This is a genomic window from Lolliginicoccus lacisalsi, assembly GCF_014841105.1.
In the GTDB taxonomy this organism is placed as follows: Bacteria; Actinomycetota; Actinomycetes; order Mycobacteriales; family Mycobacteriaceae; genus Lolliginicoccus; species Lolliginicoccus lacisalsi.
The window spans coordinates 92,688-115,590 of sequence record NZ_JACYWE010000010.1 but is presented as its reverse complement, the minus strand read 5'-3'; the positions used below and the strand labels follow the sequence as shown (position 1 = coordinate 115,590).

At 69.9% G+C, this 22,903-nt stretch carries 18 protein-coding genes; 3 read left to right on the top strand and 15 right to left on the bottom strand.

Going from position 1 to position 22,903, the window contains the following annotated elements:
• Nucleotides 1–248: 248 nt before the first annotated feature.
• From HT102_RS15000 to HT102_RS14985, 4 genes are all read right to left on the bottom strand, one after another.
• Nucleotides 249–710 (bottom strand): hypothetical protein, encoded by a 462-nt coding sequence (locus HT102_RS15000; RefSeq protein WP_192040245.1) that lies wholly within the window; start codon nt 708–710, stop codon nt 249–251.
• Nucleotides 711–725: 15 nt separating this feature from the next.
• On the bottom strand, nt 726–1,583 hold the full coding sequence (locus tag HT102_RS14995) for a PHP domain-containing protein (RefSeq protein WP_192040244.1): 858 nt from the start codon (nt 1,581–1,583) through the stop codon (nt 726–728).
• Between the two features lie 39 nt (nt 1,584–1,622).
• Nucleotides 1,623–2,192 (bottom strand): suppressor of fused domain protein, encoded by a 570-nt coding sequence (locus tag HT102_RS14990; RefSeq protein WP_333473485.1) that lies wholly within the window; start codon nt 2,190–2,192, stop codon nt 1,623–1,625.
• 103 nt (nt 2,193–2,295) lie between these two features.
• Nucleotides 2,296–2,790 carry a general stress protein gene (locus tag HT102_RS14985; protein ID WP_192040242.1) on the bottom strand — a complete coding sequence of 165 codons (495 nt, stop codon included), beginning with the start codon at nt 2,788–2,790 and terminating at the stop codon, nt 2,296–2,298.
• Between the two features lie 209 nt (nt 2,791–2,999).
• Between HT102_RS14985 and HT102_RS14980 the strand changes: the two genes are divergently transcribed.
• On the top strand, nt 3,000–5,966 hold the full coding sequence (locus HT102_RS14980) for a crotonase/enoyl-CoA hydratase family protein (protein WP_192040241.1): 2,967 nt from the start codon (nt 3,000–3,002) through the stop codon (nt 5,964–5,966).
• Between the two features lie 197 nt (nt 5,967–6,163).
• Here the strand turns inward: HT102_RS14980 and bsaP are convergent, their stop codons facing one another.
• The 6 genes from bsaP to HT102_RS14950 all read right to left on the bottom strand — a co-directional run bounded on the left by bsaP (nt 6,164) and on the right by HT102_RS14950 (nt 12,064).
• Nucleotides 6,164–6,487 (bottom strand): biotin synthase auxiliary protein BsaP, encoded by a 324-nt coding sequence (gene bsaP, locus HT102_RS14975; protein ID WP_225443760.1) that lies wholly within the window; start codon nt 6,485–6,487, stop codon nt 6,164–6,166.
• An 83-nt stretch (nt 6,488–6,570) separates the two neighbouring features.
• Nucleotides 6,571–7,614, bottom strand: coding sequence for a biotin synthase BioB (gene bioB, locus HT102_RS14970; protein ID WP_192040240.1), 1,044 nt, complete (start codon nt 7,612–7,614; stop codon nt 6,571–6,573).
• A 146-nt stretch (nt 7,615–7,760) separates the two neighbouring features.
• On the bottom strand, nt 7,761–8,462 hold the full coding sequence (bioD, locus tag HT102_RS14965; protein WP_192040239.1) for a dethiobiotin synthase: 702 nt from the start codon (nt 8,460–8,462) through the stop codon (nt 7,761–7,763).
• Between the two features lie 57 nt (nt 8,463–8,519).
• A complete protein-coding gene (locus tag HT102_RS14960; RefSeq protein ID WP_192040276.1) occupies nt 8,520–9,596 on the bottom strand; it encodes an 8-amino-7-oxononanoate synthase in 1,077 nt (358 codons plus the stop codon).
• Nucleotides 9,597–9,658: 62 nt separating this feature from the next.
• On the bottom strand, nt 9,659–10,978 hold the full coding sequence (locus HT102_RS14955; RefSeq protein ID WP_333473484.1) for an adenosylmethionine--8-amino-7-oxononanoate transaminase: 1,320 nt from the start codon (nt 10,976–10,978) through the stop codon (nt 9,659–9,661).
• A 48-nt stretch (nt 10,979–11,026) separates the two neighbouring features.
• Nucleotides 11,027–12,064, bottom strand: a complete 1,038-nt coding sequence (locus HT102_RS14950; RefSeq protein ID WP_192040238.1) for a sigma-70 family RNA polymerase sigma factor — start codon at nt 12,062–12,064, stop codon at nt 11,027–11,029.
• 200 nt (nt 12,065–12,264) lie between these two features.
• Between HT102_RS14950 and HT102_RS14945 the strand changes: the two genes are divergently transcribed.
• Nucleotides 12,265–14,313 (top strand): acyltransferase family protein, encoded by a 2,049-nt coding sequence (locus HT102_RS14945; protein ID WP_192040237.1) that lies wholly within the window; start codon nt 12,265–12,267, stop codon nt 14,311–14,313.
• Nucleotides 14,314–14,367: 54 nt separating this feature from the next.
• A complete protein-coding gene (locus HT102_RS14940; protein ID WP_192040236.1) occupies nt 14,368–15,453 on the top strand; it encodes a hypothetical protein in 1,086 nt (361 codons plus the stop codon).
• Between the two features lie 19 nt (nt 15,454–15,472).
• Here HT102_RS14940 and HT102_RS14935 read toward each other — a convergent pair whose 3' ends face one another.
• The 5 genes from HT102_RS14935 to dnaE all read right to left on the bottom strand — a co-directional run bounded on the left by HT102_RS14935 (nt 15,473) and on the right by dnaE (nt 22,870).
• Nucleotides 15,473–15,928, bottom strand: coding sequence for a DUF6918 family protein (locus HT102_RS14935; RefSeq protein ID WP_192040235.1), 456 nt, complete (start codon nt 15,926–15,928; stop codon nt 15,473–15,475).
• Between the two features lie 103 nt (nt 15,929–16,031).
• On the bottom strand, nt 16,032–17,390 hold the full coding sequence (ilvA, locus tag HT102_RS14930) for a threonine ammonia-lyase IlvA (protein WP_192040234.1): 1,359 nt from the start codon (nt 17,388–17,390) through the stop codon (nt 16,032–16,034).
• A 106-nt stretch (nt 17,391–17,496) separates the two neighbouring features.
• Complete coding sequence (locus HT102_RS14925) at nt 17,497–17,934, bottom strand: nitroreductase family deazaflavin-dependent oxidoreductase (RefSeq protein WP_192040233.1); 438 nt, start codon at nt 17,932–17,934, stop codon at nt 17,497–17,499.
• Nucleotides 17,935–18,011: 77 nt separating this feature from the next.
• On the bottom strand, nt 18,012–19,283 hold the full coding sequence (locus HT102_RS14920) for a serpin family protein (RefSeq protein ID WP_192040232.1): 1,272 nt from the start codon (nt 19,281–19,283) through the stop codon (nt 18,012–18,014).
• 44 nt (nt 19,284–19,327) lie between these two features.
• Complete coding sequence (dnaE, locus tag HT102_RS14915; RefSeq protein ID WP_333473483.1) at nt 19,328–22,870, bottom strand: DNA polymerase III subunit alpha; 3,543 nt, start codon at nt 22,868–22,870, stop codon at nt 19,328–19,330.
• Between the last annotated feature and the right edge of the window lie 33 nt (nt 22,871–22,903).

Genomic DNA, 22,903 nt, shown 5'->3' with positions numbered 1-22,903 from the left:
GACTCGCGGCAGCACGGGTCAGGAACAGGATGGTGAGCACGGTCGCGCTTCGCAGCCAGGATTCCAGACGCAGATCGCATCAGGCGGGCTAGCACCGCGCAGTGGATCACGCGGGCCACGGGGATTTCCCGGGCCGCGCCAGCCTAGTACGGCGATCATGCCTCCGTCCGGGGCTGTGGCACCGGCTTCAGCCTTCACAGTTTGCCACCCCGCGCCCGTTGCGTTCAACCCGCGGGCGGCTTCGAAACCTAGCTCCACCACTGCGTGAGCAGCACCACAGCTCCGGTTGTGAGCACCAGCACACTCCAGGCCACCGCACCGAGCCCGTGCGCGCGGTCAGCGGCGATCTGCGCGGCGACGGCGATCAGCGCGCCGATGGCATGCCAGGCAACCGATGCCGCGCCCGGCCCCGCGATCTCCCAGTCCTCCGCGAGGAAGGCCACCAGCCCGACCGCGAGCGCGAGGGCCACGATGCCGCCAGCGACGATCCCCGATGCCCACCGCAGCAGCCGCACCGGCCAGGCAGCGCGCCGCCGGCCTGGCCGGGAGCCCGCTTCGGGATAGCGCAGGGGCGACTGTCCCGGGGCTGGCTGGCGACCTCCCGGCTGGCGGGCCCCAGGCTGGCGCGCCCAGTGCAGGGCATCGCGCTCGCCGTCGTCTCCGCGAGCGCCCTCTGTTGCCGGGTAGTACGCCACCGATTCCCCTTTCACGCGAGGCCTGCTCCGCTACCGCTGGATGACCGCGGCCCCCGATGCGCGCGCCACGAGCTCGTCGAACTGCTCCACGTCGGTGGTCCGCGCGCCCAGCGCGATGGTCTTGTTCCCGCCATGGTAGTCAGACGAGCCGGTCGTGATCAGGCCGTGGCGGGCCGCGAGGCGAGCCAGGATCGCAGCGTCCTCCTCCGCATGGTCGGGATGCTGGACCTCGAGCCCGGCGAGCTGGCCGGACTCCGCGAGCGAGCGGATGTGGTCGAGGTCGAGCACGCGCCCTCTCTTCCGCGCCAGGGCATGGGCGAGGACCGGCACTCCCCCGGCCGAGCGGACCATGGCGACGGCATCGTCGAGCCAGGTGTCGGCCATGCGCGCGTAGTAGGGGCCACGCGGCGAGGGGTGGTGGAGGAAAGCATCTCCGATCGTCTCCACGACGCCGAGATCAACGAGCGCGCGGGCGAGGTGGGGCCGCCCCACCACGTTCCCGGCGCCAGCAAGGATCGCGTCGGGATCGACAGGGATGCCATCGGCCCGCATGCGCTGGGCCATGAGCTGGATGCGCTCGCGCCGCGCGAGCTGGGGCCGTTTCCGCTCGGCCGCGAACGCGGCATGCCCGGGATCGAAGAGGTACGCCAGCAGATGGACCGCGACGGGGTAGCCGTCCGCGCCGTGGCCGAGGCAGGACATCTCCATGCCGCGCACGAGGGCGAGGCCCGCGGGCAGCGCCGCCTCGGCCTCCTGCCAGCCGGACGTGGTGTCATGATCGGTGATCGCGACCACATCAAGCCCTGCCCGCGCTGCCGCTGCGACGAGGCCCGCGGGGGTATCCGTGCCGTCGGAGGCGGTGGAGTGGGTGTGCAGGTCGATGCGCATCATCTCATTGTGCCCGCAGGGGCGTTCTCCGGCACCGGCTCAGGTGATGCGCACGGCTGAGCGGGCGGGATCAGTGGTATCGATGCCCGCCTCGGTCCACGCCTCGCGGAGCGCTCCCGCGCCCTTGATGCGCATCCAGGCTGCCTCGGTGGCGGTGATGGGCACGGCGTCGAGGAACTCCACGGGGCTGCTGGGCTCCGGCAGCTCCACGGGAGGCAGGATGCTGGGCCCGAGCAGGACCGCAGTGAACGCCGAGCCTGGCCAGAGCGGCTCGCTGAGATCGATGAGCGCGTCCTCGGCGAGGATGAGCCCCTCCACGGCCGGAGCAGCGGCGATGACGGCGAAGGACCGGAGCACCTCGTCCGCGCCGCCGCGCAGGCGCAGCACGATCTCGGCGCGCGGCCCCCGCAGCGGGTCAGCGAGCATATCGGCGGGGTCGCCCATGGGGCTCGCGCTGCACCCGCAACTCACGTAGTGCACCATGCGGCTCGCGGAGGGCCCGTAGCGCAGCACGGTGACTGGATCCACGCCGAGGAAGGTGACGGATGCAGCGGCTGGCTCGCCGAGATCGAGCGCCCTGGTGACGTGGGCGCGAACGAGCGCGGGCACATCGGGCCCCGAGCCGGTCGAACCGGGGCCTGTTGAACCGGGGCCTGTTGAACCGGGGCCTGTTGAACCGGAATGTGAGAAATCAGGAAAGCTCGGCATGCTGCTAGTGTGCGGCACCGCCAGAGAGCGACGCGAGCAGGTCCCGTCCCTTCTCCGCGGTGCGCGGGTCGCAGAGCACGTCATAGCGCCCCGCGACGAGCTGCATGGTGGATTGGAAGTCACGCTGCCCGCGGGAGGCCGCGTACTGCACCGACTGCATGACGACCCAGAACATGATGCCGAACGTGACGCCGGTGAGCAGCGCGCCCCATAGCTGCTCGGTGAACAGGCCGATGAGCAGCCCGATGAAGATGCCGATCCAGGCGCCCGAGACGACGGCGCCACCGATGACGCGCGGCCAGTTCAGGCGGCCGACGACGCGCTCGACCTGCATCAGGTCCACGCCGACGATCGTCACATCGCGCACGGGGAACTGATTATCGGACAAGTAGTCCACGGCCCTCTGGGCCTCGGCATAGGTGGTGTAGGAGCCGATCGGCCAACCGGTGGGGGGCGTGGGGAGGCCGAGCCGGGCGGCTTTGCTCAGGGGGCTGCTCATCGTTGTCTCCTCGATCGTGAGGGTCCGGCGCGCCCGTGGTCTCCCCCGGGCGTCGCGTCGCGCTGGTGCTGGTATGCACCCTTTAGTGTCTCAACGATCGGCGCAACCGGTTAGTGCCAGCCGTGGGTGAAATGTGATGGCCGTCCCGCTCGGGACCACTATAGTGATACAAGTAGTCTCACATACCTAACGACGCGGGAAGGCCGACCATGAAACCCCCACGCCCGATACGCTCGCTCCCCTCGCCCCGGAGCATCCTCGCGCTGCCCGGGCAGATCCTCGGCGCGCTCGCGCCCGGCCTCGGCAACCGCGCGTCCCCCGCCTCCGCGCCCGACATCACCTTCAGCCGCGAGTACGCGCACGCCCTCACCGAGCAAGCACGCATCGCCGCGACGCCGCAAGCCGTGATGGACGCCGTCACCGACCTCGCGCGCTTCTCGGAGCGGTTCACCCTCCACGCGAGCTGGCGCACGCCGCCGCCTACCAGCCTCACCACCGGCACCGTTCTCGCGCAGACCCTCCGGGTCCTCGGCACGCCCATCCGCATGGACTGGCACATCACCAGCATCAATCCGCGCACGCTCGTCCTCGAGGGCTCCGGCCCGCTCGGCACCCAGGCGGGAATCGGCGTGAGCGTCACCGGCGCGCCCAGCGACACCGCGACCCTCACCATCACCAGCGGATTCCACAGCGACTCCCTCAAGGGGCCGATGGGCTCGCTCGTCGCCCGCGCCCTCAACAACGCCACCAAGGACTCCCTCGCCCGGTTCCAGGCCATGCTCACCCACGGCGGCGACGCCCCCGCGCTCGCCGAGCGGCCTGCCCCCGCCATCCCCGCGGAACGGCCCGGGCCCATCCGCCATGACGCCAGCGGCACGCTCCTCGATCCCTGGACCCCCATCATCATCGGCATCGGCGAGATCACCCACCGTCCCGACGAATCCGGGCCCCGCTCCCCGCTCGAACTCGCCACCGCGGCCGCCCGGGAAGCGCTCGCCGACGCCGGCCTCGACGACTTGCCCGACACACCACGCACCCGCATCAGCGCGGTACCCAGCACCTCCTGGGCCTACGGCCCCCACCACGCCTCGCTCATCGCCACCGCGCTGGGCGCCCCCGGCGCCGACCTCGCCCAGTCCGCCCCGCTCGGCGGCGACGGCCCTCTCCGGCTCACCAACGCCGCCGCGACGGCCATCGCCCGCGGCGAGCTCGACCCCGCCCTCACCATCGGCGCCGAAGCCTTCGCCACCCTCGCCGAGCACGGCCCGCAGGACTGGGACGCCGACCACCAGTCCCCCTTCGCGCCCCTGCTGCTCGGCTCGGACAAGGAAGGGAACAACGCCGCCGAGGAAGCCGTCGGCCTGCTCGCGCCCGCCCCCATGTACGCCCTCATGGACAGCGCCCTGCGCGCCAGCCTCCAGCTCGACCCCCTCGAGCACACCACCCGCGAGGCACGGCTGTGGTCACGCTTCTCCGACATCGCCGCCACCAACCCCGCGGCCTGGCTGCCCGAGCCGCACACCGCCGAGCAGATCAGCACCCCCACCGCCCGCAATCGCCCCGTCGCCACCCCCTACACCAAGCTCATGACCGCCAACCCCGCCGTCGACCAAGGCGGCGCGATCCTGCTCTGCAGCGCCCACGCCGCCGAGCAGGCCGGCATCCCCCAGGACCGCTGGGTATTCCCCCATGCAGGCGCGCACGCCACCGAGGAATGGTTCGTCTCCGCGCGCGACGACCTCGCCACGATCCCCGCGATCAAGCGCATCGGCGACGCGCTGCGCGACCACATCGGCATCGAGCCAGCCAAGGCCGACCACATCGACCTGTACTCCTGCTTCCCCTACGCCGTGATCGCCGCCGCCCGCGAGCTCGACCTCGATCCGGCCGATCCGGCGCGCCCGCTCACCTGCACCGGAGGCCTCACCTTCGCGGGCGGCCCGCTCAACAATTACGCCACCCACGGGCTCGCCGGGGTCGTCCGCGCGGCCCGCCGCGAGCCCGGGAGCATCGGGCTCTCCACCGCGCTCGGCTGGTACGCCACCAAGCATGCCGCCACCGTGGTCTCCACCACGCCACCGGCCACCCCGTTCGCCGATATCGATGCCGCCGCCCGCTGGTCGCGCCCGCCCGCGCGCCCCGCCACCGCCGAGCAGGACGGCACCAGCATCATCGAGGCATGGACCGTCACGCACGGCTCCGACGGCACGCCCGACGCCGTCATCCTCTCCTCGCTCGACAGCAACGGCACGCGGATCCTCACCCGCTCCGCCGACCCCGCTGTCATCGGGCGCGCGCTCGCCGAGGACCTCATCGGCATGGACCTCATCCGGGACGGCGAGCAGGCCACCATCAGCACCGAGAACGGAGCAGGCTTCGCACGCGTGGCGGAGCACGCGCGCGGCACCCGCGTCACGCCTGCTCTCCTGCGCGAATGGAACGGCCCCGTCTGCACCCTCACCCTCAACCGGCCCCGCACGCGCAACGCGATCGATCTGGCTCTGGCCCTCGCCCTCGAGCAGGCCCTCGACGATGCCGAGGCCGATCCGCAGACCCAGGTGGTCATCCTCACCGGCTCCGCCGGCGACTTCAGCACCGGCATGGACCTGCGCGCCGCCGCCCGCGGCGAGTTCCCCGTCGCGCCCCGCCGCGGGCTGCTCGGCATCGCGGCCCTGCCCCCGGCGCTGCCCACGATCGCCGCGGTGGAAGGAAATGCCCTCGCCGGAGGGTTCGAGGTGGCGCTCGCGTGCGACATGATCGTCGCCGCCCGCGATGCCCGATTCGGGCTGCCCGAGCCTTCCCGTGGCCTCGTCGCCGCCGCGGGAGGGGTGCTCCGGCTCGCCCAGCGCATGCCCCGCGCCTCCGCGCTGGAGTTCACCCTCACGGGCGGCGAGATCCCGGCTGATCGGCTTCACCAGCTCGGCATCGTCAACCGCCTCACCAAGCCAGGGCAGGCGCTCCGGGAAGCACGCGAGCTAGCGGGTCAGATCGCGGCGAACGCCCCGCTCTCGCTCGCCCTGACGCGCCGCATCGTCGACGAATCGGCGGGGTGGCCCGCCGACGAGGCATTCGAGCGGCAATCCGACATCGCCTCGGAAGCGACCTTCTCCGACGATGCGCAGGAAGGCATGGCCGCGTTCGACGAGCGCCGGGAGCCTCGCTGGACCGGCCGCTGAGCTCGGGGCGGCCGCTGGTGTTCCGGGCTCGGGGCGGACCCGTTCGTGGCTGTGAGTATGCGATAAACGACAGCTCCCGAGCGTAAACCTGTCGTTCTTCGCACACTCGCGGTCCGGGCAGGCCTCGCCGCCGAGGCCTAGGCACGCGCGCGAGTCAGCCGAGGCCTACGCGCACTCGCGGAAGGCCAGCGTGCCGCTTACCGGTAGCCGGCGATCTCGTTGCTGTGGATACGGCCATGCCGCGAGCATTGCGCCCACCAGCCAACAGGATCGATCTGCACGATCATCCGGCGCCCGCACTGCCCGCAGTAGCGTGGCGGCTCGAGGCCGAGCTGCGCGGCGGTAGGAATGGCAGCATCGGAAGCCAGCTCAGCGCCGGTGTACACGCTGAAGCGCTGCTCGCCACCGAGGGGCCCGCCGTCGCGCGGGGCGATCTCCTTGGCGGCGGGGACCGATGCACCGCGGTCCCGCCGGGCGGGCACGCGAGGATCACCGGCTGTGCTATCCGGGATGCTTGTCATCGTCACCGCTGTGCCCTCCTGCTTGCCTGGAACAGCCCCCTGGCCACCATCAGCGGCCAGGGGGCTAGTACATCATGATCGTGCTAGATGGTGGCGTTGAGCGCCTTGATCGGCATCTCGAGCTCGCCGAGCAGATCGAGATCGGACTCGGCGGGGCGCCCCAGGGTGGTGAGGTAGTTGCCGACGATCACGGCGTTGATGCCGCCGAGCATGCCCTGCTTGGCGCCCAGGTCGCCGAGGGTGATCTCGCGGCCGCCGGCGAAGCGCAGGATGGTGCGGGGCAGCGCGAGCCGGAACGCGGCGATCGACTTGAGCGCCTCGGTCGCGGGCAGCACCTCGAGGTCGCCGAACGGGGTGCCGGGGCGCGGATTGAGGAAGTTCAGCGGCACCTCATCGGGCTCGAGATCGCCGAGCTGGGCGGCGAACTCCGCGCGCTGCTCGAGGGTCTCGCCCATGCCGAGGATGCCACCGCAGCACACCTCCATTCCGGCCTCGCGCACCATGCGCAGGGTGTCCCAGCGCTCCTCCCAGGAGTGGGTGGTGACGCCGTTCGGGAAGTGGGACTTCGCGGTCTCGAGGTTGTGGTTGTAGCGATGCACTCCCATCGCGGCGAGCTGGTCGACCTGCTCCTGGGTCAGCATGCCCAGCGAGCACGCGATCTGGATGTCGACCTCGTTGCGGATCGCCTCGATGCCAGCAGCGACCTGCGACATCAGGCGGGCGTCGGGTCCGCGGACCGCTGCGACGATGCAGAACTCGGTGGCGCCGCTCTTGGCGGTCTGCTTCGCTGCCTCGACGAGGCTGGGGATGTCGATCCATGCGCTGCGCACAGGGGACTGGAACAGCCCGGACTGCGAGCAGAAGTGGCAATCCTCGGGGCAGCCACCGGTCTTGAGGCTGATGATGCCTTCTACTTCGACCTCGGGGCCGCACCAGCGCATGCGCACGTCATGGGCGAGCGCGAGGAGCTCCTCCAGCCGATCGTCGGCAAGCTGGAGCACCTCGAGCACCTGCTCGGTGCGCAGCGGCACGCCACGCTCGAGCACTTGTTCCCGCGCGATCGCGAGAATGTCCGTGGCCGCGCCGGGCTCGCCTGTATCGGTGGTCTGAGCGGGTGCCTGGGTCACTGGGAGCTCTCCTCTTCGGTGTACTGCGCCGCACGATCCTATCCCTGGCCGCGCGGGTATCGGGGGCGACGGTCCGAGCACCTCGTGACCTGCCCCACGCCAATTCAGTGTGCCTTACCGTCTCACTAAAGTGTGAATGCCGCTGCCTACGTGTCGCGTCGATGCAGGTAGAAATCCTGGAATCGCGGTTCGATCCAGTGCCTCGCGGCGCTGGTGAAAGTGTCTCGCTCAGCGAGGGGCATGCCTGCTGGAATCACCCCGACGACGGGCACGCCGGTGACAGCGGAAAGGTCAGTCCGGTTGCAGCGCATGGCGAGGTCTGGCTCCGCGGGCCATGCTCCGATGACGATGCCCGCGATGGCTACCTCCTCGTGGCGCAGTGCCTCCGCCGTGAGCGCGGTGTGGTTGAGGGTGCCGAGCCCGGCCGCCGCCACGATCACTACGGGAGCGGCGAGCTCGCGGGCGACGTCGCGAAGGGTGAAGCCGTCCGCGCCAAGCTGCACGAGCACGCCACCCGCGCCCTCGACGAGCACGAGGTCATGCCGCGCCTCGAGCTCCCGCACTGACTCGAGCAGCTCCGCGAGACGCAGCGCTGGCCGGGAGGAGCGCCTGGCCGCGGTGAGCGGAGCGAGCGGCTCGGGATACCGGGCAAGCTCGACGGCGTGGATGCCTGGCACCCTGCGCTCGATCTCGGCGAGGTCGCCCGGCTCGCCGTCATCGATGCCGGTCTGAGCGGGCTTGCACACCGCGACGCTGGCTCCCGATCCAAGCGCGATGGCCGCGAGCACCGCGGTAGCGGCGGTCTTGCCGACCTCGGTGGAGGTTCCAGTGATGAGCAGGACGCTCAATGCGGCTCCCCTGCCCTGTCGTTGTCTAGAGGGGTCGTTGTCTAGCGGGGTCGTTGTCTAGCGGTTTTCGCCGAGCACGGCGCGCAGCACCTCGACCACGGTGTCGATCTCGTGCGTTGTGAGGTCGGCCCGCGCGGTCAGGCGCAGGCGCGAGGTCCCCGCGGGCACGGAGGGTGGCCGGAAGCAGCCCACCCGCACGCCGAGCGCCGCGCACCGTTCCGCCGCCGCCACCGCGGTAGCGGCATCGCCGAGCACCACGGAGACCACCGCGGACTCCGGGATCTCGGTGACGTCCGCCGCGGCGGCGAGCGCTCGCGCATGGTCGAGGACGGCGGTCGCCCGCTCCGGCTCGCGGCGCAGCACGCGCAGCGCCGCGCGCGCCGCGCCGACCGAGGCGGGGGCGAGCCCGGTGTCGAAGATGAAGCTGCGCGCGGTGTTGATGAGGTGGTCGCGCACCTTCTCGTCGGCGAGCACCATGCCGCCCTGGCTGCCCAGTGCTTTCGACAGGGTGAGGGTGATGATCACATCGGGCTCGCCGGCGAGGCCGCATTCCTGCAAGAGGCCCCGTCCACCGTCGCCGCGCACGCCGACCCCGTGCGCCTCGTCAGCGATGAGGACGGCGTCGGTGGCCCGGCAGATCGCGTGCATGGCGCGCAGCGGCGCGAGGTCCCCGTCGGCGCTGAACACGGAATCGGTGACCAGAAGGGCACGCTCCTCGTCACGCTCCTCGAGGGCGTCGCGCATCGCGTCGAGATCGCGGTGCGCGACGATCTCGGTGCGCGCGCGGGAGAGGCGGCAGGCATCGACGAGGGACGCGTGGTTGGTGCGGTCGGATACTACGAGGGTGTCGCGGTCGCTCAGCGCGGTCACCGCGCCGAGGTTCGCGGCGTACCCGGTGGCGAACACCAGGCCGGTGGCCGCCCCGGTGAACGCGGCGAGCTCCTGCTCGAGCTGCTGGTGCGCGTCGGTGTCCCCGGTGACCAGGCGTGATCCCGTGGAGCCCGCGCCCCAGGCCCGCACCGCCTCGATGGCACCGTCAATGACCTCGGGGTGCCGGGACAGACCGAGGTAGTCGTTGGAGGCGAGGTCGATCATCGCGTCGTGCTCGTGCCGCGGCCGCAGCACGCGCTGCATGCCCCGCTCCCGGCGCAGGGCCGCTGCGCCGTCGAGCCAGCCGAGTGGATCCACGGGGCCGCTCACGAGCCCGGCACGCTGGAGTGAGCAGCGGCCACCGCGACCATCGCTGTGGTGATCGCGGCGAGATCGCTGGAGGTGCTGATATAGGGCGGCATGGTGTAGACGAGCGTCCGGAACGGGCGCAGCCAGACCCCGTGCTCGAGCGCGATGTCGGTGGCGAGCTGCATATCGACGGGCTCGCGCATCTCGATCACCCCGATCGCGCCCTTGCTGCGCACATCAAGTACCCCAGGCAGTTCCCGGGCCGGGGCCAGGCCCGCCGCGAGGGCGCGCTCGATGTCCGCGATCGTGCTCGGCCAGTCCTGCTCGAGCAGCAGCTCGGTGGAGGCGACGGCGATGGCGCATGCCAGCGGGTTGGCCATGAAGGTGGGTCCGTGCATCAGGCCGCCCGCGGGAGAGGCACTGATGGTCCCGGCGATCTCGTCGGTGCACAGCACCGCGGCGAGCGTGAGGTAGCCGCCGGTCAGTGCCTTGCCGATGCACATCACGTCCGGCGCGATGCCGGTCTGCTCGATGGCGAAGAGGCTGCCCGTGCGCCCGAAGCCGGTGGCGATCTCATCGATGATCAGCAGCACGCCATGCTCGTCGCACAGGCGGCGCAGGTCGGCGAGATGGCCGGGATGGTGGAAACGCATGGAGCCGATGCCCTGCACGACAGGCTCGACGATGACCGCGGCGAGCTCGTTGGCGTGGGTGGAGATGAGCCGCTCGAGCTCGGCCGTGTAGGCGGGATCATGGTCGGCCGGGGGGCGCGGCGCGAACACCTGGGGGCGCAGCACGTCGGTCCACATGGCGTGCATGCCACCGTCAGGGTCGCACACGCTCATCGGGGTGAAGGTGTCGCCGTGGTATCCGCCCCGCCAGGTGAGGAGCTTGTTCTTGGCGGGCTTGCCGACGCTGCGCCAGTACTGGAGGCACATCTTGACCGCCACCTCGATGGAGACGGACCCGGAGTCGGCGAAGAACACCTTGGTGAGCGGCTCGGGGGTGATGTCGACGAGCAGCGATGCCAGGCGCGCTGCGGGCTCGTGGGTAAGTCCGCCGAACATCACGTGGGACATGCGGGAGATCTGCGCGCGCGCCGCCTCGTCTAGGCGGGGGTGCTGGTACCCGTGGATGACCGCCCACCACGAGCTCATGGCGTCGATGACCTCGCGGCCATCGGCGAGGCAGAGCCTCGTGCCGCGGGCGCTGTCGACGACCAGGGGCCGCGTCGTGGGAGGGAACGCGCCATACGGGTGCCAAACGTGGGCGGCGTCGGCCTCGCTGATCGCGCGGGCATCCCACTTCGCGACCTGTGTCTGTGCGTAGTCCACCACGATGCACGACAGTATCGCCGCGCGTGGCAGAAATCGAGCCACGAGGGCTCAGGCGCGGCGCAGGCGGCGCTGCATCTCGGTGCCGGGCAGCGCGAGCGGGAGCCCAGCCGCGGTGAACAAGGCCGTATCGAAGAACACATAGGCGTGGGCAAGCCTGCCCTGGCCATCGTGGTCGAGCACCTGGATCTGGAAGGCCTCCCAGCGGTCCCCGGGCGCGGCGATGTAGACGGCGAGCGCGGGCTGCGCGTTCATGATGACCGGGAGCGCGCTCAGCTCCCCGGGCCCGGCCGGGCACTGGATGTCGATCAGCGCACCGATATCGGCGGGACCCTGGTACCAGCCCACGAAGGGTGGCATCTCCCAGATAGCGTCCGCCGTGAACATCTGCACGATAGCGGGGATGTCCTTGCGCTCGAGGGCCGAGGCGTAGCGTCCGATCAACTCTCGGGTGGCCTGGTCATCGGGCTCCGCGAGGGTGTCCTCGTCGAGCGCGAGCTCCGCGAGGTGGGCGCGCGCGCGTTGCATGCTGCTATTGACCGAGGTGGTGGTGGTGCCCAGCGCGTCGGCGATCTCGCTGGCCTTCCATTGGAGGACTTCCTTCATGAGCAGGGCCGCGCGCTGCCGGGCCGGAAGGTGCTGCAGCGCAGCGATGAGCGCGAGCCGGACGCGGGCGTGCTCGGTGGTCGCGGTGGCGGGGTCGGCGCTGGTGCCAGCCGTCGGCCCGGGGAAGGGCTCGAGCCAGGGGATCTCGTGGCTCTGCTCGAGCAGCGCGCGGGGATCGCTGCGTTCCTGGCCGAGCCCGCGCGGCAGGGCGCGGGACTTGCGCGCCTCGCACATGGTCAGGCACACGTTGGTGGCGATCCGGTGCAGCCAGGTGCGCACCGAGGAGCGGCCCTCGAACGAGGAGTACGAGCGCCAGGCGCGGAGGTAGGTCTCCTGCACGGCGTCCTCGGCATCGTGGAAGGAGCCCAGCATGCGGTAGCAGTGCGCGAGCAGCTCCCGGCGCAGCGGCGCGAAGGCCTCGTCGAGCGCGCCAGCGGCTGGCCGGGAAGATCCATCCAGATGCTGATCCAGATTGGTCGACATAATGCATACGGTAGTCCGGCGGTCCGACGATTCTGGTGCTTCGCGAGGGTGATCACGAAATGTTCACCGGAGCCCGGCCCCGCGCGGTCATTGGCTACACGGCGTCAGCATGAACGGGCCCCAAGGTATCGTGAGTATTCGTTATGAACGCGCCGATCACGCGACGCCCCCTCACAGACACCCGGATGCCTGCTCCGGCCATGCAATACCGCTTGGATCTCGACGGGCTGCGCGGGCTCGCGATCCTCCTGGTCGTCGCCTACCACGTCTGGGCGCTCGGCGTCTCCGGTGGCGTCGACGTCTTCCTCGCCCTGTCCGGGTTCTTCTTCGTGGGCATGCTTCTGCGCACGATCCGGCGGGGCACCGATCTCTCCCCGCTGCCCGTGATCAAGCGGCTCGCCCGGCGCCTGCTGCCGGCGCTGCTGACCGTGCTCGTCGCCACCATGATCGCGACATACCTGCTCATCCCGTTCACGCGCTGGGACGAGATCGCGCAGCAGCTCCTCGCGAGCGCGGGCTACTACCAGAACTGGTACCTCGCCATCGCGGCCGGGGACTACCTCGCCGCCGACCCCTCCACAAGCCCATTGCAGCACCTGTGGTCGATGTCCGTGCAGGGCCAGTTCTTCCTCGGGACCCTCCTCGCCACCTACGCCACCGCGTGGATCGCGCAAGCCGTAGCGCGCCGCCACCCGCGCCGCCACATCTGGTCCGCCCGCGCCGCGACCGGAGTCATCCTTGCCGTCACCATCGCGTCGTTCGCCTACGCCGCCGTCCACGTCCTCTCGCGTCCGTCCTGGAACTACTACGACACCTTCGCCCGCACCTGGCAGCTCCTGCTCGGCGGGGCCATAGCCGCGCTCCTCCCCCTCATCCGCGTGCCCGCCGTGGCCCGTCCAGTCCTCGCCCTCGGCGGTCTCGCCGCCATCGCATCCACAGGCATCCTCCTCGACGGACGCGCCCAGTTCCCGGGCCCCTGGGCCCTCGTTCCGGTTCTCGGCGCGATCGCGATCATCATTGCCGGGGCGAACGCGACCCGCAGCGATCCCGTGCGCACCCTGCTGGGCAGCGGTCCGCTCGTGTGGCTCGGGTCCCTCGCCTACGCCTTCTACCTGTGGCACTGGCCGATCCTCATCTTCTACCTCATCCACACCACCAGGCCCACCGCGACGATCCTGGAAGGCCTAGCGATCATCGTGATATCGCTGGGCTGCGCGTGGCTCACCCTCCGCTTCATCGAGGCGCCGCTGCGCTACAGCCGACGCAATCCCGCGCCCAGCGAATCCCGCAGGCGCTGGAAGCGCCGCTCGACCTATCCCGCCGTCGGGCTCGGGCTCGCCACGGTCCTCATGCTCGCCGCCGCCGGTGGATGGCTCGGCTACATCGCCAACCGCGACTCCTCGCTCCAGGATCCGCCGGGCTCCCGCACGCACCCGGGCGCGCTCGCGCTCACCGACGCAGCGCCCGTGCCCGAGGCGCGGCTCTTCCCGGACCCCCTCGATATCGAGCGCGACCATCCGGTCACCGCCAAGGACAAGTGCATCGCCAACTACACCACCGCGGACCTGGTCATCTGCGAGTACGGTGACCCATCCGCCTTCCGCACCATCGCTCTGGTGGGCGGCTCGCATGCCGAGCAGTGGATCAGCGCGCTGCATCCCATCGGCCTCGCGCGCGGCTTCCGCGTCACCGTGATCGTCAAGATGGGATGCCCCATGTTCGACGAGCCCGATCCCCGCCATTTCGATGGGCTGCCCTATCCCGAGTGCCGCGACTGGAACCTCCGCCTCGCCGAGCACCTGATCGCCACCCAGCCCGACTTCGTCCTCACCAATAGCACCCGTCCGCTGCACGATGGCACCGGAGACTTCATCCCCGGCACCTACGTGGAGGCGTTCAAGGCACTCTCGCGCGCGGGGCTCAACATCCTCGGTCTCCGCGACAATCCCTGGCTGTGGCCCTTCCCCAATCCTGCTGAATGCCTGGCCGGGCGCAACACCCCCGAGGATTGCGGCGAGCCCCGCAGCAGCGTGCTGCGGGCCACCGACCCCGCGGAGGAGTGGGCCGAGCAGATCCCGGGCATGGTCGCGCTCGACATGTCCGATGCGATCTGCGGCCCTACCGCCTGCCGCGCGGTCGAGGGAAACATCGCGGTCTACCGCGATTTCAACCACCTCACCGCCTCCTACGTGCGCTCGATCATCCCCGAGCTCGACCGGCAACTCGGGGACGCGACCGCCTGGTGGTGAGACGATGGAGCGGTGAGCCTCCCTAGCCGACCCGGCCGACCATGCTTGAACAGCGTGTACTGGCCGCGCGCGGCCCCGCCCCGCTCGGGGCAGGACCCCGTGGCCGCGCTTGCCCGCCTCCGGGGCGATGCCGATGCCGTGCGTTGCTCCCACGTTGCCGTGCACCCGGTGACGATCCTGGGCGCGGGGGCGGACAGGATCAGGGCCCTCCTCGAGGAGCCTGGAACCGCGGCCCGGCTCCTCCTCGCGCTCCCCTCGCTCGCGGAGCTCGACGCGCTGCCAGCCCCCATCGAGCCCGCGGCGAGCGAGCTGCACCGGATGCTCGAGCAGGGACTGCTCGATGGCGTGATACTCACCGGGATCGGCACGGTCGATTCCCTCGCGGAGGCATCACAGCGCCTGCGGGCGCTCGTCGGCGAGCGGGGGCTCGTCCTCGTCCAGGCGCCCATGCCGCTGCCGCGCTCCGGCGGCCCCGCCCTGCCCGCCAGCATCGACGGCACGGTAGCGGTGGAGCTCACCCGCACTACCGCGGGCGTCCTCGCCGGGCACAATGGGCGTGCGCGGACCCTCGCCAAGCACTACGTGCCACGCTCGGAGTTCCACCTCATGCGCGCCCACGTCGCGCGGAACTGGCCCCGCACCCTCATTCCCGCCGGTGGCACCCCGCAGGCACGGCTCATCGATGCGCTCGGCCCCGGCAGCCCGATCATCACGGGCCAGCCAAGAACGCTCGGCACGCTGCTCTCGGCAGCGCTCGCCCTGCGCGCCGAGCGGCCCGAGGTCTTCGTGGGCGGCGAGTACGAGCCCTTGCAAGCCACTGGCCCCAGGCAGACCCACGTGGTGGGATTCGCGCGCGGCCGCGCGCACTCCCTGCCCGAAGCGATCTGTGTCGTCCTGCGATCGCTCAACCACGATATCCGCGCGGATATCGATGATGATCCCGAGGAGTGGTCGCGCACCCTGATCCGGTTCCCGCCCGGCACCTGGCATGACGTCACCACCGACCGGACGATCTACTGCGCCCCTGACGATCCCGGCGTCAGCATCACCGACGCGTTGCCCCGCGACGGCATGGCCCTGTACGTGCGTGGCGGCGAGCCCCAGCCGCCGCCACGCGAGCTACATCCCCGGGCGAGCTAGCGCACCGGGCGGCGAACCGTCATGGACGGAGCATGTTGCGCTGGATCAGCTCGCCCACTGCGGGCAGCGCCTGCACGACATGCTTGTGCGCCTGGCCGCGCAACTGGCCATACAGCTTCACCACGCTCCTGTACGAGGAGCCTGCCGCGCGGCGATCGACGACCGCGAGCAACGAATCCGCGGCCGAATGACCATGCTGCGCCAGGTACTGGCCGAAATCCTCGGTGCTGTCGGCCTGGAACGCATCCCAGTGCGGCTGCAGGTCCGCCAGGAAGTCAGGCAGCAGCGCCCGCAGCACCCCGTCGACGAACGTCGCGTGCACCGCGTTCACCGTCCGGTAGGCCCCCTTGATCACCATGCCGCCGGGGCCGCGCTTCGCCCTCACCTCGGCATCGAGCACCGCGCGCGCCTCTGCCACGAACGCGTCCTTGTTGCCCTGCGACAACAATTCCTCGCGCAACGATCCAGCCACCATGTCCTCCTTGTCGCGGCGGCGCCATCAGCGCCGGTCCCATCGGACAACCGTAGCGAATCACTCCGCTACCAGCACGGCGACAGGCCAGCGCGGTATGGGCGCCCTAGATCAGGTAGCGGAAGGCGGGCTTGCCTGGCTCGAGGCGCTCGACATCCATGCCGGACTTGCGGATTCGCGCGAGCAGCGGCGCGAGGCCCTCGCGATCCCCCAGCTCGATCCCGACGAGGGCGCCGCCGGTCTCGCGATTGTTGCGCTTGACGTACTCGAACATCGTGATGTCGTCGTCAGGCCCGAGGACCTGGTCGAGGAAGCGCCGCAGCGCGCCGGGCTCCTGCGGGAAGTTGACGAGGAAGTAGTGCTTGAGCCCCATGTGGACGAGCGAGCGCTCAAGGATCTCGCCATAGCGGGAGACATCATTGTTGCCCCCGGAGACGATGCAGACGATGTTCTGCCCGGGCTCGAAGGTCATCTGCTCAAGGGCAGCGGTGGCGAGGGCCCCGGCCGGCTCGGCGATGATGCCCTCGTTCTGGTAAAGGTCGAGCATGGCGGTGCACACGGCCCCCTCGTCGACCTTGATCAGGGAGAGGTCGCCGGGGCGGCTCGGGCGCGGCACGGACGCGACGAGCGGCAACGACGCGTGCGTGAGAGCGGTCGCCCCGGCCGCGGCGAGCACACCGTAGGTGAAGTCGCCGACGCGCCGCACGGCCGCGCCGTCGACAAAGGGGTCGATGTCACGGAGGGTGACCGGGCCGTGCGCGGCGAGGGCAGCGATCATCGAGGCCGCCCCAGCGGGCTCGGCTCCCACGATGGTGGTCCGAGGGGATCGTTCCCGCAGGTAGGTGGTCACCCCAGCGATGAGCCCGCCCCCTCCGACCGGCACGACGATGGCGTCGAGCTGACCGTCGAGCACCTCGAGGATCTCGGCGGCGATGGTGCCTTGGCCGGCAGCGGTGCGGGGGTCGTCGAAAGGTGGGATGAGCGTGGCGCCGGTCTGCTGGCAATCCTCGGCGGCGGCCGCGGCGGCCTCGTCGTAGGTGGGGCCGGTGATCTTGAGCTCGACGAAGCTGTTGCCGTGGGCGCGGATGCGATCGCGCTTCTGCTTCGGTGTGTTGGAGGGCAGGTAGATGCGCCCCTTGATGCCGAGGGCCTTGCAGGCGAGCGCCACTCCCTGCGCATGGTTGCCCGCGCTGGCGCAGACGACCCCAGCGCCACGTTCCTTGTCGGTCAACTGCACCATGAGGTTGTAGGCGCCGCGCAGCTTGTAGGAGCGGACTCGCTGGAGGTCCTCGCGCTTGAGCCAGATGTTGGCCCCGGTGATCTCGGAGAGGCGATCGCACCGCTCGAGCGGCGTGGCCGCGACGACGCTACCGATGCGTACCGCGGCAGCGTCGATATCGCCCGCGGTCAGCAGTGCCGGGGACGAATGGGCCGGGACATCATGAGCAGTTGACACTCGGTCCATGCTGCCATCCCGGGCGCACGGTTATCCAGTCGTTGGGCCGGCTGGCCGGATCCGTGACGCTTTCGGTAGTGATCCTGCCCGGGCCGCATCCGCCCCGGTGCGCGAGCTAGGTCCGCGGGGCGAGGACCAGGACGGGAATGATCCGGTCCGTCTTGGTCTGGTACTCGTTGTAGTCGGGCCACACCTCGGCGGCGCGCTGCCACCACAGCTCGCGCTCCTCGCCGTGGACCTCGCGGGCGTCATAGTCCTTGCGGACGGCGCCGTCCTGCAGCTCGACGTGCGGGTGGGCGATGATGTTGTGGTACCAGGCGGGGTGCCGGGGCGCGCCGCCCATCGAGGCGATGAGCGCGTACTCGCCCTCATGCTCGACGCGCATGAGGCAGGCCTTGCGCAGGTTGCCGCTGCGCGCGCCCTGCATGGTGACCACGACGACCGGCTTGCCGCCCATCGTGTTGCCGTCCGCGCCATCGCTGGCCTCGAAGGTCTCGATCTGCTGGCGGACGAAATCGGTGGCGGGCGGCTCGTAGGTTCCGGACAGGGGCATGGCGCGGGTCTCCTCGGTCGGCGGGGCGCTGGGGTCGGCGGGGTACTGGGGTTGGTTCGGTCAGGCAGGTCGGCTGGTCACCCGGTGGGGTCTGTGATCGTTCCGGTGAACAGGGGCGTACCGGTGGGCTGGTGCATGAGGACGAAGGCGAATGCCTGGTCGGCGCGGAAGGTGATCTGCGACTGCGGTGGCATGCTGGTCACCCCCGCGAGGCCAGTGACGGCCGCGGCCTCGGTGCCGGCCTCATCAACGGTGATGGTAGCGCGGTGGACGGCATCGCTGAGGGTGAACCCGGGACTGATCGCGTCGAGCCCGCCGAGGTCGGTGAGGCCGATCCTGTCGAGCGTATCGAGCAGGCCGGTGGTGGTGTCGATGCGGAACCGGGGCAGCGCGACCTGCGCGGACCGCTCCGTGCCGCCGCGCGCGAGCTCCTCGAGCATGGCTTCGGTGACCGCGGGCGGTGGGACGGTCTCATCGCTTGGATCGAGGGCGAGCCACAGCACGAGCTCGTCACCGCGGTAGGGCAGCGCTATTGCCGTCCAGCCCGGTGTCTCGACGTGCCGCACCCGAGCGTTCTGCTTGTTCATCATGGGTGTCGTCACGGTGGCTCCGCCGGGGCGGGTGAATTCCTCGTCGCTAGTCTCGTTCTCGCTGAACTGCACTTGCCATTCGGCCTTCATGTAGGTGGCGTTGGCAAGCACCGCGACGGTAGCGGGGTCGAGCTGATCGAACATCTCGGTGATGCGCCCGGCGGTATTGTCGCTGGCCCAATCGTTGAGGGCCTGCACCGCATCGCTGCTCGCGAAGTCAACCTGCTCGGGCCGGGCTTCGAAGTGGGCCGCGAGGGTCTCGGTGAACTCCCCGCCGAGATCAAGATCCTCGGCAACGAAGAGTCCCTGCGCGAGGGCCACGATGGTGGGCGCTGGTGCTTCATCGCTGCCGCGGGTGGCGCCGGGATCGGTGGGCTCGGGCGGCTCGGAGGTGGTGCCGATCGCGTCGAGCAGATCGCCGTACGCAGGCGCCGCGCCACTCGCGGGGTAACCGAACAGGGCGTCGAGCTGCTCCGCGGTGGCATCGCCTGCCCCGGCTCGGAGCATGGCGAACGCCGTCGCGATGCTCAGCGGCGAGTACACGGTATTGGCCGCGTCCTGGCTGGCCATTTCCTGGTTGAAGCGCTCGGTGAAGCGGTGGATCCCGTCGCGTGCTGCTTGCATCTCCGCGATGGCGCTGCCGGGGACGCCGCTCGGTGTCGCGGGCGTGGACTGATCGATCGATCCGCAGGAGGTACTCACGAGGAGAGCTGCCGCGGCGCCGAGCAGGGCGAGCCTGGCTGGTGCGATTGTGCGCATGTCCGCTCCCGTGCTGTGGGGTGACCTGGTCGTGGTTCCTATTACTACCCCAGGCAGCCTGGTCCGAGGAGCGCTTTGAGATCGCCCATGAGCGCGGAGGACGGGGCCACCCGGTAGCTGTCGTCGAGCTTGAGGGTGGTGATGCGGTCCCCTGCGAGGAGCCGCACATGCACGTCGGCGCCGCCAGGGTGACGGGTGAGGACCTGCTTGAGCGCGCCCACCTTGTCGGGCGTGCACAGCCGGGGCGGCATGGTCAGCGCGATGGGCTGGGCCACCCCTACGTCGGAGAGATCGGGGACGACGAGGTCATTGGCGATGATGGAAAGGCGGTCATCCTGGCGCTTGAGGCGTCCCTTGACCAGCACGATGGCGTCCTCGGTGACGTCCATGCCGTAGAGGGAGTAGGACTGCGGGAAGAACATGATCTCGATGCCACCTTCGAGATCCTCGAGCTGGGCAGCGGCCCAGGGCTGGCCGTTCTTGTTCACGCGCCGGGTGACCGAGGCGAAAATGCCGCCGACCGTGACCTGCGCGCCGTCCTTGATGGTGCCGTCGAGGATCGCGGTGATCGGGGTGTCGGTCTGCGCGGCGAGCAGGTGCTCGATGCCGTTGAGCGGGTGGCCGGAGACGTAGAGGCCGAGCATCTCGCGCTCGAGGGCGAGGCGATGCTTGGTGTCCCATTCCTCGTCCGGGACCTTCACCTCGAACACGCTGGTGACGTCCTCGGCATCGTCGCCGCCAAAGAGGTCGAACTGGCCCATCGCCTGGGCCTTCTTCGTGCTCATGACGGAATCGACGGCATCGGAGTGGATGTGCACGAGGCCCTTGCGGGGATGCCCCATCGAGTCGAACGCTCCGGCCTTGATCAGCGACTCGATGGCTTTCTTCCCGCAGGCGGCGGCCTCGACCTTGTTGAGGTAGTCGGAGAACGAGGTGTAGTGCCCCTTCTCGGTGCGGCCCTCGATGATCGCGGAGACGACGTTGGACCCGACGTTGCGGACGGCGCTCAGGCCGAAGCGGATGTCGTCGCCGACGGAGGTGAAGTTGCGCTCGGACTCGTTGACGTCGGGCGGGAGCACAGTGACGCCGATCTTGCGGCAGTCCGACAGGTAGATCGCTGCCTTGTCCTTGTCATCCCCGACGGAGGTGAGCAGCCCCGCCATGTACTCGGCGGGAAAGTTGGCCTTGAAGTAGGCGGTCCAGTAGGAGACGAGGCCATACCCGGCGGCGTGGGACTTGTTGAAGGCGTAGCCGGCGAACGGCAGGATCGTATCCCACAGCGCCTTGATGGCGGCCTTGCCGAAGCCGTTGTCCTGCATGCCCTTCTCGAAGCCCTCGAACTCGGCGGCGAGCACCTCGGCCTTCTTCTTGCCCATGGCGCGACGGAGGATATCGGCGCGCCCGAGGGAGTACCCGGCCACCTTCTGAGCGATCTGCATGATCTGCTCCTGGTAGACGATCAAGCCGTAGGTCTCCGAGAGGATCTCCTTGAGCGGCTCCTCGAGCTCGGGATGGATCGGCTTGACGGGCTGGCGGCCGTTCTTGCGGTCGGCGTAGTCGTTGTGGGCGTTCATGCCCATGGGGCCGGGCCGGTAGAGCGCGAGCACGGCGACGATGTCCTCGAACCCGGTGGGCTGCATGCGGCGAAGCAGGTCGCGCATCGCCGAGCCATCGAGCTGGAAGACGCCGAGGGTGTCGCCGCGGGCGAGCAGCTCGTAGGCCTTGGGGTCATCGAGGGCAAGGGTGTCGAGATCGATATCGATGCCGCGGTTGGACTTGAGGTTGTCGATGGCGTCACCGATGACCGTCAGGTTTCGCAGGCCGAGAAAGTCCATCTTGAGCAGGCCGATGGCCTCGCAGGAGGGATAGTCCCATCCGGTGATGATCGCGCCGTCCTGCGCGCGCTTCCACAGCGGGATCGCCTCCATGAGGGGCTCGGACGACATGATGACCGCGCACGCGTGCACGCCGGCATTGCGGATCAGGCCCTCGAGGCCGAGCGCGGTCTCGTAGATCTGGCGCACCTCGGGATCGTTCTCGATGAGGCCGCGCACCTCGGCGGCCTCCTTGTACCGCTCGTGCTGCGGATCCATGATTCCGTGCAGCGGGATGTCCTTCGCCATGATCGGCGGCGGCAGGGCCTTGGTGATCTTGTCGGCTACGCCGTAGCCGGGCTGCCCGAGCGTCACGCGCGCGGAATCCTTGATGGCGGCCTTGGTCTTAATGGTGCCGAAGGTGATGACCTGCGCGACACGATCACTGCCCCAACGCTCGGTGGCGTAGCGCACCATCTCGCCCCGGCGGCGATCGTCGAAGTCGATATCGATATCGGGCATGGAGACGCGCTCGGGGTTGAGGAACCGCTCGAACAGCAGGCCATGCGGGATCGGGTCGATGTTCGTGATGCCCAGCGCGAAGGCCACCAGCGAGCCCGCCGCCGAGCCGCGCCCGGGCCCCACCCGGATCCCGACCTCCTGGGCATGCCGGATCAGATCACCGACGACGAGGAAGTAGGCGGGGAAGCCCATCTGGTTGATGACGTCGAGCTCGTACTCCGCACGCCGGGTGTAGTGCTCGGGGACACCGGAGGGGAAGCGACGCTGAAGCCCTTCATGGACGCTGCGCCGCAGGAAGCTGGCCTGGGTCTCCCCCCCGGGCACGGGGAAGACGGGCATGCGATCGCGATGCTTCCACACCTCCTCGTACGACTCCACGCGCTCGGCGATGAGCAGCGTGTTGTCGCATGCCCCGGGCACCATGTCATCCCAGGCGGCGCGCATCTGCTCGGCCGACTTGAGGAAGTACCCATCACCGTCGAACCGGAAGCGCGTGGGGTCGCTGAGCGTCTTGCCGGTCTGCACGCACAGCAGCGCCTCGTGGCTCTTGGCCTGGTCCACCGTCACGTAGTGGCAGTCATTGGTGACGATCGGGGGGATGCCGATCTTGCGCCCCACCTCGAGCAGCCCGTCGCGCACCCGCCGCTCGATGGAGATGCCGTGATCCATCAGCTCGAGGAAGAAGTTCTCCTTGCCGAAGATCTCCTGCCACTTCGCCGCGGCCTCGAGCGCTTCCTTGTCATGGCCGAGCCGCAAGCGCACCTGCACCTCGCCCGACGGGCACCCGGTCGTGGCGATGATGCCCTCGGAATACTGCGCGATCAGCTCCGCGTCCATGCGCGGCCACTTGCCGAGCTGGCCCTCGATCGACGCCAGCGAGGACAGGGTGAACAGGTTGCGCAGTCCCGTCGCGTTGCGAGCAACCATGGTCATGTGCGTGTAGGCACCGCTGCCCGAGACATCATCGGACTTCTGCGACGGCTCGCCCCACCGGATGCGCTTGAGGTTGAACCGCGACTCGGGCGCCACGTACGCCTCGATCCCGATGATCGGCTTGATGCCCGCGCTCGTCGCGACATTGTAGAAATCGCTCGCGCCGAACATGTTGCCGTGGTCGGTCATGCCCACCGCGGTCATGCCGAGCCGCTGCGCCTCCGCGAACAACGGCTTGACCTTCGCCGCGCCATCGAGCATCGAGTACTCGGTGTGATTGTGCAGATGCACGAACGATCCATGCTGCGAACCAGCCACGTATGCCCCTCGGTCCCGCCGACTCCTGATGTG